This is a genomic window from Ruegeria sp. CDSC042, assembly GCF_059610745.1.
Genome location: NZ_JBXWOF010000001.1, coordinates 851,835 through 865,259 on the forward strand (window position 1 = coordinate 851,835; position 13,425 = coordinate 865,259).

Here is a 13,425-nt window from a genome sequence, read left to right on the forward strand (position 1 = left end):
ATGCGGGGGGAATTTGACCGTCGGCTGTCCAAAACACGAAAAGCCGTGACCGAGGTCGGGCTGGACGCGCTGTACTTCGAAGACCCTTCGAACATGACGTGGCTAACCGGATACGAGGGGTGGTCGTTCTACGTCCATCAGGGCGTTTTGGTCTTTCATGACGCAGACCCGATCTGGTGGGGACGCAATCAGGATACGAATGGGGAACGACGTACAGTGTGGATGCCTGATTGTCAGATACGTCCACATTGAAAGCCACGCGTGCAGTGGCTATCCAGTAGGTCTGAGCTATCTCCCGGACTGGGGTGAGCGCACGATATCTCTGCGTCCCGAGGATGAGACAATCCTGGAACCTGGCAAGACGTTTCACTTTATGCCTGGCCTCTGGTTGAATGACTGGGAGTTAGAGATCACCGTGTCGATCCTGATCACCGATACCGGTCCTGCCGAATGTTTCTGTAACCGCCCAAGAAAGCTGTTTGTAAAGCCATGACCCTGCAAAGAACCCAAGATATCCTCGCCGATCTGATCGCGTTTGAAACGGTATCTGCAGACAGCAATCTTCAGATCATCAGCTATCTAAGGGACAGGTTGCAGGCCTTGGGTGCACGCTGCATCGAAACCCGGGATGATACTGGCACCAAGGCCAATGTATTTGCTTCCATAGGCCCAGACATTCCCGGCGGCATCCTGTTATCCGGCCACACGGACGTGGTTCCCGTCGCGGATCAGAACTGGACATCAGACCCGTTTTTGATGACCGAGAAAGATGGCAGACTTTACGGACGTGGCACCTGTGACATGAAGGGCTTCATCGCCGCCGCACTTGCACTTGCCGAAACGCTGGATGCCAGAAAACTGACCCACCCGCTGCACTTTGCCTTCACCTATGATGAAGAAACCGGATGTTTGGGGGCGCAGAACATGGTGAACGATCTTTCCGAACGAGGAATTGTGCCAGATATCGCAATAATCGGAGAGCCCACCGAAATGTGCCTGATCGAAGGGCATAAGGGGTGCTATGAATACACGACACGATTTGTCGGGCTCGAAGGACACAGCTCGGCCCCCGATGATGGGGTTAATGCGGCGGAATACGCGGCACGCTATGTAGGAAAACTTCTGGAACTGCGCCAGATATTGAAATCCCGCGCGCCAACAAGCAGCCCCTTCGAGCCACCCTGGACCACTATAAACGTGGGGTTCTTCAATAGCGGCGTCGCCCATAACGTCATTGCCAGCAAAGCCGATGTCGGCTGGGAAATGCGCCCGGTTCAGGCCAGCGATGCGGATTTCGTCAAGCAAACCCTGACTGACTATGTGACGCACAGCCTGCTGCCCGAAATGCAGGCCGTCCATAGTGATGCCAACATCACGCAGGATATCACGGCCGAGATTGCAGGCCTTGAGCCAATGGAAGAAAACGCCGCCCGCAAACTGGTTGCCGAGCTGACCGGGGCGAACGGAACAGGTGTTGTGTCATTCGCCACTGAAGCTGGCCTGTTTCAGCAGCTTGGCACCCATGCGATTGTCTGCGGTCCCGGCTCGATCACACAGGCCCATAAAGCAGATGAGTACGTCGAGATCGAACAGCTCGACCTATGCTGTCGGATGCTGGACCGGCTTGGGCAACGCCTGACCTCTTAACCTGCCCTATGGGTGCGATCATAAGCAGATCGCTTGGGCTGAATATGCGCGTTTCGGATGTCTTCACCGGGGTCATAGACTTCCATAACCAATGGATAACAGGCGGCTGCGTCCGAGGAATGCTCGGACGAGCAATCGCCCCCGGGACAAGCTGAAAGGCCGACGATCAGGTCAATCTCGGCGTAGAATTCCAGATAATCACCCGGACGCACCGGGCTTGCCTTCATGAAGTATTGGCCTGTGTCCTGCGTAAATCCGGTGCACATGAAGACGTTCAACACGTCGTGGACGTGCATTTCGGCCTCATGCAGCGGCAGGCCACAATGGCTGGCCAATGCCCGTGTCAGGTTGGAATGGCAGCAATAATGGTAGTCATCGCCAGACAGCAATCGCCCGGTATAGGGGTCACAGCGGGTCCCGATCACGTCATGCACCGATCCGCCGAATGCATCGAACCCATACCAATCCAGAGTATCCGTAACGATGGTCGCCATGGGCCGCATATTCGGAAAACTTGACCACATCCGATCCCCGGTCGACAGATGCGTGCCATGCAGCGCGCGGGTTTTGCCGGAATAGAACCGTTCGGTCAGGTCGTGCTTGTACCACATGTTCAGATCACCGACCTGCGCGCCATCGACCGACACCACCCGAATAAAGGCCCCCGCGGGCACTTCAATACAGGCTGCATCACGCGGGGCTGCTATGACTTCGGCGGTTTTCACCGCGCGCTGCCTCAGGTCAGTCAACGCAGCCAGATCAGGTTGCGGTATCGTTTCGGGCGGATAGCAAATGACCGGAGGGATCGCCCTCCGGTCATTTGCGTCTGCCGGAGGTTCAAAATTCGGATGTTTCAACTTCATGACCGCGCTCCGATATCTATCTGACAACAGACCTAGCGCATCACAAACGGGTTCGCCATCGGCTCTTGCGAGGTGCTGATCCAGGTGGTCTTGGTCCGGGTGTAATCCAGGATCGCCTCAACCCCGGCCTCACGGCCATACCCTGATTGATTGAATCCGCCAAACGGCGCGATAGGAGAGATCGCGCGATAGGTATTAACCCAACAAATCCCGGACTTGATCCGCTTGGACACCCGATGCGCCCGCGCCAGGTTCTGCGTGAACACACCTGAACCCAGCCCAAAGACTGTGCTATTGGCCAATGCGATGGCCTCTTCTTCGGTATCGAAGGGCAGCAGAGACATAACCGGGCCAAACATCTCAACTTTCAACGTCTCGGTCTCGGGCGATATGCACTCGACCAGTGTTGGGTTCATGTAATTGCCGGGCCGATCCGCAGGTTGCCCGCCGAAATGGACCACGGCCCCCTGCTCCGCTGACTTGGCCAGGGTCTCTTCGATCTTGTTCACTTGCGCCATGGTACATAGCGGTCCGACATGGGTACCGGCATCCAGCGGGTCACCCAGAACGATTGCACCCGCCTTTTCTTTGATGCGGCCGATCAGGCCTTGCAGAACGGATCGCTGCACAAGCCCGCGCGTGCCCGCAACGCAACTTTGCCCCGACGCGCCAAAGTTTCCGGCGATCAGGCCATTTGCGGCCCCATCCAGATCCGCGTCTTCAAAAACAAGTATCGGTGATTTGCCACCAAGCTCCAGCGAGGTGACGGCGAAGTTTTCGGCAGAATTCCTGACCACATGGCGCGCTGTCTCGGGGCCACCGGTAAAGGCGATGCGATCCAGATCGGGATGGCGGGTCAGTGGAATTGCACAGTTTTCCGCATCCCCGGTGATGACCGAGACAACGCCCGCGGGGAATCCTGCCTGTTCAATCAAACGCGCGAACTCCAGCATCGGGGTCGGCGCAATTTCGGATGCCTTCAGCACGACGGTACACCCAGCCGCAAGCGCCGGGCCCAACTTAGTCGCTGTCAGGAACATTTGTGCATTCCAAGGCACAATAGCCGCGACAACACCAATGGGTTCGCGCGTGGTAAACACATGCATATCCTGCTTGTCGATGGGCAGAACCGTCCCTTCAACCTTATCCGCAAGCCCTGCGAAATAGCGGTAGTAATCCGCGACATACCCAGTTTGCGCCGAGGTTTCTGCCAGCAGTTTACCGCTGTCTGTTGTCTCAAATTCTCCAAGCCGTGCAGCGTTTTCGGCAACTAGGTCGGCCAGGCGATAAAGAAGCTTGCCGCGCGCGGTGGCCGTCATGTCGCGCCATTGCGGATCATCAAGCGCACGTTTGGCGGCGGCGACTGCCCTGTCGACATCCTCAGGTGCCGCACAGGAAAACGTAGCCCACCCCTGCCCAGTTGCGGGATTTGCAGATGTCATGACCTGAGACGTCGCCCCCTCAGACCAGGCGCCATCAATGAAAAGCTGAAAATGCGGTAGATTTCCCATAGTGTTCCTCACTGAAAGGCTGGCATGACATCGTCGATGAACCGCGCCAAAGAGGCACGTTTTCGCTCGTTCGTCATCCCGCTGTCGACCCAGAACGAAAACTCATCATAGCCCAAATCTTCATAACGTTTGATCCGGTCAATAACCTGCTGCGCTGTACCAACCGTCAGGTCGCGCGCCAGCTTATCACTTGTGTACATCTGGTTTGCATCCATCTCGTCCTGGGTGATCCGTTGGATCAACCCTTGCTCGACCGGGCGTTTATTCATGAACCAGGCACCGAAATAGTTGTAATACCGGCGCAATTCCTGAACGCCTTGCGCAACATCGTCTGCGTCTTTGCCGACATATGTGTGATGCAACAGCATGATTTTGGGGCGCGGTCCGGTATGGCTGTCGCAGGCTGCATTGAAGCGGTCCATCAGCGTTTCAATCTCTTCCATGCCCTGCCACAGGGGAGTGACCTGGATGTTAAACCCGTTGTGGACACCGAATTCATGACTATTGGGGTCCCGCGCCGCGATCCAGATCGGCAGACCGTTTTTCTGAAACGGTTTCGGCGCAGATGTGGTCGCCGGAAAGGAATAAAACTCACCCTCATGCGCGCAATCGCCCTGCCAGATTTGCGGAAGCAGAGGGGTGGTTTCGCGCATCCGCTGGCCCGCCTCCCAGGCATCCATCCCCGGCATCAGGCGCTCATACTCATAAGAATATGCGCCGCGTGCGATCCCCAGTTCGATCCGGCCTTTGGTAATCTGATCTGCCGCGGCGGCCTCTCCGGCCAATTTGATCGGATGCCAGAACGGGGCGACTACCGTACCCGTCCCCAGCCGTACATTCCGGGTGTGATGGGCCAGATCGACTAGCGAGATAAAGGGGTTAGGCGCGATGGTGAACTCCATCCCGTGATGCTCACCCGTCCAGACGGCGCGCATCCCGCCCTCGTCCGCCATTTTCACAAGGCTGACGAATTCGTCATACAGAACGTCATGCGGCTGATCTGGCGACAAACGTTCCATATGGGCAAACAGGGAAAATTCCATTGACCTGCTCCTTTATCGTAAGCTGTGAATGTCGCCCTGCGAGGCGTCACCAAGGTAGAGAGCAAAATCCCCCTCTTTGGCTTCCATCGCATAGCGGGTCATCATATGGCGGACACCGCCGGACACGTATTTCAGGTTCGGAAGGTCATCCGTTCTGATCCATTCGGCGCCCTCAAGCGGCGTTGGTCGGGGGCAGCTGGCCAGAAAATAGGTGTAATGCTGCTTTGTTTCCGCATCTTCGAATGAGGAATAGACCTGTTCGACCTGCACCTTCAGCCCGCGTTCGGACAGGCCCTGGGTCAACCGGTTTCGCTGCCCACCCCGCTCGACCCCGGCGATTTGAATGGGACGATAGGCACCGTTGCTCTGCTCAAGCAAAACACTGTCATCTTTGCGGATGATTGCGCCGCATATCGTCGGTACCATGGCGTCGATTTCGCGTTCGAGCCCCAGGCTGAAATACGACCCTCCGACATATCCAAGACCCTGCCCGACCGAGTGCGAGAACTCTGCCACTTCACCGATCAATAAGGTATGATCACCGGCGGGAAGGACCTGATGGGTCTCGCAGCAAAACTGCGCCAGCGCACCGTCGATCAGGGGCAGATCATAAAGACCATTGCTGTGCGCGACCTTTGCAAACCGGTCCCCTTTATACCCAGCGAAAGTATTCGATATCTCTTGCTGTCCATCTGCAAGCACATTCACCGCAAACCGGGTGCAGTTGGCGAAAATATCGTGGCTGGACAGAAACTTCCCCGGACACACCAGCAGCAATGGCGGGTCAAGCGATACGGACGAAAACGAGTTTGCGGTGAACCCAACTGGCGCGCCCTGCGGATCCCGTGCCGTCACCACTGTCACCCCGGTCATAAAGCTGCCAAAGGCGTCACGCAAAGCTCGGGGGTCCATACTTGTCATGGCTGGCACCCCCCCACAAATTCCAACAGCTGTGCGTTTACTTCGGCGGGATGAGTCATCGGCAACATATGTGCGGCACCTGCGATGATTGCCGCTTGTCCCGAGGGAACCAAACGCGCCATGTCCCGAGACATTTCAGGCGTCGAATTCGGCTCATCCGCGCCGGTCATGAACAAGGCGGGACAAGCGATACGGGCCAGTTCATCATCGGAAGGACCGTCCGTTTCAGCAAAAGCGGTATATGCGGATTTGTAGGCCGCCGGATCAACCTCAGTCAGCCAGTGCATGCAGGCCAGTCGCTCGGCGGACGAGGCTTCGCCAAACCAACGTTGCAACGTGACCGTGGGATCATTTGGCCCCGACACGTCCAAGGCCGAGGCACGTGCGACGATGGCTTTGTGCGCGGCAACCGGACGTCGATGGATCGCATTCAATGCCGCAACGCCAAGAATGCTATCTGGCACATCCGCCGCCAGTCGGAGCGCAATCAGGGCGCCCATTGAATGGCCGATCAAGACAGCGGGCTCTGTTAGCACGGACGCCGTGCGGTGCACGTATGCCTCCAAGCCAGTCGGATGATCAAAGCTCGACTGACCATGTCCTGACATATCCGGGCACAAGACACGATACCCCGCCGCGACCAGAGCGTCGATCTGCGCACCCCACGCCTCGGCTCGCAGACCAACCCCATGCAGCAGAATAACCAGCGGCCCTTGGCCCTGATCAATCACCGCCAGGGTGCTGAGTTCAGACCGAGGCCGGGTTGTCCACGTCATGGCCCAAATCCTTGAGGTCCTGATAACGGTCGCCGATCCGATGATGGGGACGGCCCGAGGTTGCGCCACCCAGCACGACCACAATTTCATCCGCGCGCGGTGCGTCGGGGATTGCAAACTGCAGCGTCAGATAATGCGATCTACGCCCGGCATCATTCTTGTCCATCATGGGCACCATGATCGGAGTGTTCGCCGGACCGCGGGTATTGGTGAAGGACAGATAGGACTTGGCCCCAACCGCTTGACGATAGTAATTCCCGAAATGCAGCGTGTGGATCAGGCCCGAGGCATGTTCGACCTCGCCATCCAGCCCTACAACCGCCGCTTTGCCATAGGCTTCGATCACCTCGCCGCCACCTGCAAGCGTGACCATCCGGTCAGTCAACATTTGCCCCAGCACAGGCCCATAGGCCAGAATTTCCGGTCTCAGATCCTCGACATACCGGCCAGCCCAAGGGTTCGACACAACCGCCGCAACGGCAAACATGCGCCACGGGCGGTCGGCGGCACGAAATCCTTCAACCAGAACCTCTTCGTCGAAAGTCACTATTTTTCTGATATTTGGCTGCACTGCCGTCTCCCCAAATCTGCTTGAGGAAATATCACCGTTAGAAACATCTTTTGACAAACGAAAGAACTTGAGCCTTAGGTATTAACAATACTAATAGGTTGGTTACCGATGGCAAAAACACTCCCTCCCCTGACGTGGTTCCGGTCGTTCGAAGCAGCGGCGCGGCGGCTTAGTTCAACTGCTGCAGCGGATGAAATCGGGTTGACGCAATCCGCAGTCAGCCAACAAATCAAAGCCTTGGAAACCCGTCTGGGCGTCGTTCTGTTCCACCGCCACGCGCGCGGTCTTTCTTTGACGGATGAAGGGCGGAAGCTGCTGCCACAGGTCGAGGCAGCCTTGGACATGCTGCATTCCGCCGCCTCGCCCTATTTGGCCGAGGAAAAGGCACGCCATATCACGGTCGCAGCCTCTATCAGTATTATCGAATGGGTCATCTCTCCGGCTTTGCCGGAATTTCAGGCCCAGCACCCCGAAACCTCACTCCGATTTGTCAGCACGATCTGGCCTGACGAATACGCAGCATCGCGCGCCGATATCGAGGTCCGCTTTGGCTCGGAAAAACAAGTCGGGAAGAATGCGAAACCGTTGAAACCCAATCGCCTTGTTCCGGTGATGTCTCCAAATCTCGGCGGCGATTGGGTGGACCTGCCCCTGATCGAATCCGTCGGCACATCGGACAGTTGGGCGTCGTGGGGGGAGGCCACCGGCCAGAAACCGCGCAAACCTTCTTATTTTGTGGATTCCTATGGCCTGGCCCTGCAACTTGCCGTGTCAGGCAGCGGCGTTGCGCTGGTGAATTCTATCATCGCAGAGCAAGCCCTGAAATCGGGCAAAGTCCACCTTGCCAGCAAAGATTCCGCACCCGCCAGTGAGGGTTATTTTTTATCCGTCCTTCGCAACTCAGCCGAGGTATCGGATTTCACCGATTGGTTTTCCGGCCTTATTTCTTGTGCCTGAGGGTCTGATTCAGACACACCCATGTCGCATATGGGGATATCGCCGCGCCCGAAAATAATGAAGTTTGGAAGAAAAGGTCCGATTCATGAGATATTCCGGCTTTCGAGTTATCAAAGAAGCGCTAACCGGCCACAAAGGGTGGAAACCGGTTTGGCGTGAACCTGAACCTAAGGCCCATTACGACATCATCGTAATCGGTGGCGGCGGGCATGGTCTGGCAACCGCGCATTACCTTTCCAAAATCTACGGCCAACGAAATGTTGCCGTAATCGAGAAAGGCTGGATCGGTGGCGGAAATGTGGGCCGGAACACCACGATCATTCGCTCGAACTACCTGCTGGATGGGAATGAGCCGTTCTATGAGTTCTCGCTGAAGCTGTGGGAAGGGCTCGAGCAGGACCTGAACTATAACGCAATGGTCAGTCAGCGCGGTATCGTCAATCTGTTCCATACAGACGGACAGCGTGACGCCTATACGCGACGTGGCAATGCGATGATCCTGAACGGGGCCGATGCCGAATTGCTGGACGCAGATCAGGTGCGGCGCGAACACCCTTATCTGAATTTCGACGACGCTCGCTTTCCGATCAAGGGCGGCCTTGTTCAACGGCGCGGCGGTACCGTGCGCCATGATGCGGTGGCCTGGGGCTATGCCCGGTCAGCCGACCTGCATGGCGTCGATATTATCCAGAACTGTGAAGTTACCGGGCTGCGGATCGAAGATGGCAAATGTCTTGGGGTCGAAACGACTAAGGGCTTTATCGGCGCCTCCAAAGTCGGATGCGCCGTTGCGGGCAGTTCGGGGCGCGTTATGGGGATGGCCGGACTGCGCCTGCCTATCGAAAGCCACGTTCTGCAAGCCTTTGTATCTGAGGGGCTAAAGCCTGTCCTGCCCAGTGTCATAACCTATGGCGCGGGGCATTTTTATGTCAGTCAGTCCGACAAGGGCGGGCTGGTCTTTGGTGGCGATCTTGACGGCTATAACACCTATGCCCAACGCGGCAACTTGCCCGTGGTCGAGGATGTTTGCGAAGGTGGCATGGCATTGATGCCGATGATCGGACGCGCCCGGTTGCTGCGGATGTGGGGCGGCGTGATGGATATGTCGATGGATGGCTCACCGATCATTGACCAAACGCCGGTCGAGGGCCTCTATTTCAACGGGGGCTGGTGCTATGGCGGGTTCAAGGCCACTCCGGCTTCGGGCTATTGCTTTGCGCATCTGCTTGCAAAAGACGAACCGCACCCTGTCGCAACAGCCTATCGGTTGGACCGGTTCCGCACGGGCCGGATGATCGACGAAAAAGGCGCGGGCAATCAGCCCAACCTGCATTAAAGGGGAGACCAGACATGATTATCAACCACCCCCTGCTTGGGCCCCGCGATGCGTCGGAATTCACCTATCTGGGTGACGCGTCCTTGATTGATCGCCCAGATTGGCAGGCGGAAAATGCCGCCGAGGCCTTTCACGACTATGCCTATCTGCGTGACAACCCGGCAGGCGAGCACCGTGAACTTTGGTACCACGAAACAGGTGACCGATCCTGGCTGGTCGTCACGCGCAACACGCTGACCCACGAGATTTCAAAGGTGGAACTGGCCCGCGATGTGGCCCGCGAACGGGGGCGCTCCAAATGACGCAGGTGAACCGGCTGAATGGCGGACAGATCGACCGCAATACAACGCTCAACTTCCGCTTTGACGGGCGCAGCTATACCGCCCATCCCGGCGACACTTTGGCATCTGCCCTGCTGGCCAATGATGTGCGTCTGATCGGGCGGTCTTTCAAATACCACCGTCCGCGCGGATTGCTGACCGCAGGATCCGAAGAGCCGAACGGCCTAGTCGAACTGCGCTCGGGCCCCCGCAAAGAACCCAATACCCGCGCAACAAACATCGAGATGTTCGAGGGACTTGAGGCGCGATCACAGAACCGCTGGCCCAGCCTGAAATTCGACGCGCTGGCCGTGAATGACATGTTTTCCAACTTCCTGTCTGCGGGTTTCTACTACAAGACTTTCATGTGGCCTGCAGTCTTCTGGGAAAAGCTGTACGAACCTACAATCCGCCGCGCAGCTGGGCTTGGATCGCTTTCGATGCAAGAGGACCCGGACGAATACGACAAGGGTTTTCGCCATTGCGATCTGCTGATCATTGGTGCCGGACCAGCCGGTCTTATGGCGGCATTGACCGCGGGTCGTGCGGGCTCGGATGTCATTCTGGCGGATGAGGATTTCGCCCTGGGCGGTCGCCTGAACAGCGAAACACTCACCATAGACGATGCTGCGGCGTCTGACTGGGCGGCGCAGGCCGTGGCCGAACTGTCCGCGCTGCCAAACGTTCGCTTGATGCCGCGCACCACAGTGATTGGCGCGTTTGACCACGGCATCTATGGCGCGGTCGAGCGTACGGGCGATCACCTGCCCAGCCTGCCCGCAGGCAAACCCCGGCAAGTCCTGTGGCGCATCTATACCCAAAAGGCGCTGCTGTGCGCAGGCGCAACCGAGCGGCCAATCGCGTTCGAAAACAATGATCGCCCCGGCATCATGACAGCCAGCGCCCTGCGGACCTATGCCAACCGGTTTGGAGCAGCGGCATCGCAGCGCGTCGCCGTCTTTACCAACAATGATGACGGTCACCGCACCGCAGCTGATCTGCACGCCAAAGGTGTTAAAATCACCGCAGTGATCGATGTACGCAAGGACGCACCTATCAGCCACGATTACGAAGTTCTGCAGGGTGCGCAGGTCACAAATACTAAAGGCCGCCTGGGGCTGAGCTTTGTCGAAGTCGCCCTGCCCGATGGCTCAACCCGGACATTGGAATGTGGTGCCTTGGGCGTTTCGGGCGGATGGAACCCGAATGTCCACATGACCTGTCATCAGCGGGGCCGCCCCACCTGGGATAAGACGCTGGCCGCCTTTGTTCCCGGTGCGGACCTGCCGGTGGGCATGTCCGTTGCCGGCGCGGCAAACGGCGATATGTCGACCCACGGCGCGCTGCGCTCTGGCGCCGAGGCCGCAATCGCCGCTTTGGACCTGACCAGTGCCAAACCCGATCTGCCCGAGGCCGAGGACGCGCCCATCGCGCAGACACCATTCTGGTACGTCCAGGGCTGCAAACGCGCCTGGCTTGACCAACAGAACGATGTGACGGTCAAGGATGTCCGTCTCAGCTATCAGGAGGGCTTCCGTTCGGTCGAGCATCTGAAACGCTATACCACGCTGGGCATGGCCACGGACCAGGGCAAGACCTCGAATATCGGCGGGCTGGCGATCATGGCCGAGCTGGCCGGTAAGTCGATCCCCGAGACCGGTACCACCATCTTCCGCCCGCCCTATACCCCCGTCCCGATTGCTACTTTCGCAGGCCGGATGAAGGGCAAAGAGTTCCACCCTACGCGCCTGACGCCCTCACATCACTGGGCCGAAGAACGCGGCGCGGTGTTTGTCGAGGTTGGAAACTGGCTTCGTGCGCAGTGGTTCCCCCTGCCCGGCGAGACCCATTGGCGCGAGAGCGTGGACCGTGAAGTGCGTCAGACGCGTGCCTCGGTCGGGGTGTGCGACTGCACGACATTGGGCAAAATCGACGTCCAGGGCACCGATGCGGCAGCGTTCCTGAACCGCGTCTATGCCAATGCTTTCGCCAAGCTGGCAGTCGGCAAAACCCGCTATGGCCTGATGCTGCGCGAAGATGGCATAGCCATGGATGACGGCACCGCCGCGCGACTGGCCGAGGATCATTTCGTCGTAACCACAACGACCGCAAATGCCGTATTGGTCTATCGCCACATGGAGTTCGTGCGCCAGTGCCTGTGCCCGGACATGGACGTGCAGTTGATTTCCACCACCGAGGGATGGGCGCAATATGCGGTCGCCGGGCCCAATTCGCGCAAGCTGTTGCAAAAGATCGTCGACCCGGAATTCGACATCTCGAATGAGGGCTTCCCTTTCATGGCCTGCGGCACCATCACCGTGTGTGGCGGCCATCGGGCGCGGCTGTTCCGGATTTCGTTCTCTGGCGAGTTGGCATTCGAAATCGCGGTTCCCTCTCGCTATGGCGACGCGCTGATGCGGCGGCTGATGACCGAGGGCGAAGAGTTCGACGTTGTCCCCTATGGCACCGAAGCACTGGGCGTCATGCGGGTCGAAAAAGGCCATGCTGCAGGCAGCGAGTTGAACGGCACCACAACCGCCCTGAACCTGGGAATGGGCCGCATGGTGTCCAAAAAGAAGGACAGCATCGGATCAACCCTGTCGGAACGCGAGGGACTGAACCAACCCGATGCACTGATGCTGGTGGGGATCAAACCGTTGGAGCCTGAAAACAAGGTAACCGCCGGTGGCCACCTGATGAACACTGACGGCCCGGTCGATGCAGCCCATGATCAGGGCTATGTCACCTCAGCCGTCTACTCACCCATTCTGAATAGTAGCATCGGGCTGGGATTGTTGAAAAACGGCGGCGACAGGCTGGGCGAGAAAATGCGCCTTGTCTCGCCGCTGACGGACCTGACGGTCGAGGTGGAAATCGTCTCGGCCCATTTCGTTGACCCGGAAGGAGAACGTCTGCGTGGATAATCTGGTTGCGATAACCGCCCTCGGCGCGGCTGACCCTCGGGTAGACACGGTTGGGCCTGTCACCTGTTCCGAGATACCGGGCGTGGCGTTGGCATCAGTCGCGGCGCGGCTCGATCAGGAAACAGCGGCCAAAGCCGCATTGAAGAAACTAATTGGCGCTGAGGCACCAAAGGTCCAGAGGTTTGAAGGAACCGCAATCACAGCCTTTTGGGCGGGGCCAGAGCAATGGATGGTTGAAGCACCGCATGACACGCACGAGGACCTTGCCGCGCAGGTGAAATCTGCGGTTGGGTCTGCGGCCTCAGTCACGGAACAGACCGATGCCTGGGTGCGTTTCGACCTGGCTGGTGCGAACATTCAAGCAGTGCTGGAGCTTTTGTGCCAGTTGGATCTGCGCATATTGACTAAGGGAACGGCGGCGCGCAGCTCGATCCACCATATTGGCTGTTTCGTGCTGTGTCGTAGTTCGGATCACTACAGCCTGTACGGTCCGCGCTCGTCCGCCAAATCTCTGCACCATGCGATCCTGACGGCGATGCGATCGGCGCTTTAGTCA

General features: G+C 58.1%; 13 protein-coding genes and 1 pseudogene. 8 read left to right on the plus strand and 6 right to left on the minus strand.

Annotated features, from left to right (window positions below; genetic code table 11):
- The 3 genes and pseudogenes from AC2FHX_RS04320 to argE all read left to right on the plus strand — a co-directional run bounded on the left by AC2FHX_RS04320 (position 1) and on the right by argE (position 1,647).
- Positions 1-252 (plus strand): aminopeptidase P family N-terminal domain-containing protein, encoded by a 252-nt coding sequence (locus tag AC2FHX_RS04320; RefSeq protein ID WP_496730526.1) that lies wholly within the window; start codon positions 1-3, stop codon positions 250-252.
- Positions 248-493 (plus strand): annotated as a pseudogene (locus tag AC2FHX_RS04325) (ectoine hydrolase DoeA); the annotation flags it as partial. The gene AC2FHX_RS04320 and the pseudogene AC2FHX_RS04325, both read left to right, overlap by 5 nt.
- Positions 490-1,647 (plus strand): acetylornithine deacetylase, encoded by a 1,158-nt coding sequence (argE, locus tag AC2FHX_RS04330; protein WP_496700194.1) that lies wholly within the window; start codon positions 490-492, stop codon positions 1,645-1,647. The pseudogene AC2FHX_RS04325 and the gene argE, both read left to right, overlap by 4 nt.
- Here the strand turns inward: argE and AC2FHX_RS04335 are convergent.
- From AC2FHX_RS04335 to AC2FHX_RS04360, 6 genes are read right to left on the minus strand one after another with little or no spacing between them, the layout of a single operon-like run.
- Complete coding sequence (locus AC2FHX_RS04335) at positions 1,644-2,510, minus strand: urea carboxylase-associated family protein (protein ID WP_496700193.1); 867 nt, start codon at positions 2,508-2,510, stop codon at positions 1,644-1,646. The two genes, argE and AC2FHX_RS04335, sit on opposite strands and share 4 nt — an antisense overlap.
- 32 nt (positions 2,511-2,542) lie before the next feature.
- Positions 2,543-4,021: an aldehyde dehydrogenase gene (locus AC2FHX_RS04340; RefSeq protein ID WP_496700192.1), complete on the minus strand. Its 1,479-nt coding sequence runs from the start codon at positions 4,019-4,021 to the stop codon at positions 2,543-2,545.
- An 8-nt stretch (positions 4,022-4,029) separates the two neighbouring features.
- Positions 4,030-5,064: an LLM class flavin-dependent oxidoreductase gene (locus AC2FHX_RS04345; protein WP_496700191.1), complete on the minus strand. Its 1,035-nt coding sequence runs from the start codon at positions 5,062-5,064 to the stop codon at positions 4,030-4,032.
- Positions 5,065-5,076: 12 nt separating this feature from the next.
- A complete protein-coding gene (locus tag AC2FHX_RS04350) occupies positions 5,077-5,985 on the minus strand; it encodes a flavin reductase family protein (protein WP_496700190.1) in 909 nt (302 codons plus the stop codon).
- Positions 5,982-6,761: an alpha/beta fold hydrolase gene (locus tag AC2FHX_RS04355; RefSeq protein ID WP_496700189.1), complete on the minus strand. Its 780-nt coding sequence runs from the start codon at positions 6,759-6,761 to the stop codon at positions 5,982-5,984. Before AC2FHX_RS04355 ends, AC2FHX_RS04350 begins: the two co-directional genes overlap by 4 nt.
- Positions 6,733-7,332 (minus strand): amino acid synthesis family protein, encoded by a 600-nt coding sequence (locus tag AC2FHX_RS04360; protein WP_496690654.1) that lies wholly within the window; start codon positions 7,330-7,332, stop codon positions 6,733-6,735. Before AC2FHX_RS04360 ends, AC2FHX_RS04355 begins: the two co-directional genes overlap by 29 nt.
- A 108-nt stretch (positions 7,333-7,440) precedes the next feature.
- Between AC2FHX_RS04360 and AC2FHX_RS04365 the strand changes: the two genes are divergently transcribed.
- The 5 genes from AC2FHX_RS04365 to AC2FHX_RS04385 all read left to right on the plus strand — a co-directional run bounded on the left by AC2FHX_RS04365 (position 7,441) and on the right by AC2FHX_RS04385 (position 13,422).
- A complete protein-coding gene (locus tag AC2FHX_RS04365) occupies positions 7,441-8,289 on the plus strand; it encodes a LysR family transcriptional regulator (protein ID WP_496700188.1) in 849 nt (282 codons plus the stop codon).
- An 85-nt stretch (positions 8,290-8,374) separates the two neighbouring features.
- Positions 8,375-9,625: a sarcosine oxidase subunit beta family protein gene (locus AC2FHX_RS04370; protein ID WP_496695231.1), complete on the plus strand. Its 1,251-nt coding sequence runs from the start codon at positions 8,375-8,377 to the stop codon at positions 9,623-9,625.
- A gap of 14 nt (positions 9,626-9,639) precedes the next feature.
- Entirely contained in the window at positions 9,640-9,927 is a 288-nt protein-coding gene (locus tag AC2FHX_RS04375; RefSeq protein WP_496700187.1) for a sarcosine oxidase subunit delta, read from the plus strand.
- Positions 9,924-12,869 carry a sarcosine oxidase subunit alpha family protein gene (locus AC2FHX_RS04380; protein ID WP_496700186.1) on the plus strand — a complete coding sequence of 982 codons (2,946 nt, stop codon included), beginning with the start codon at positions 9,924-9,926 and terminating at the stop codon, positions 12,867-12,869. Before AC2FHX_RS04375 ends, AC2FHX_RS04380 begins: the two co-directional genes overlap by 4 nt.
- Positions 12,862-13,422, plus strand: coding sequence for a sarcosine oxidase subunit gamma (locus AC2FHX_RS04385; protein ID WP_496700185.1), 561 nt, complete (start codon positions 12,862-12,864; stop codon positions 13,420-13,422). The genes AC2FHX_RS04380 and AC2FHX_RS04385 overlap by 8 nt, the downstream gene beginning before the upstream one ends.
- Positions 13,423-13,425: the final 3 nt, after the last annotated feature.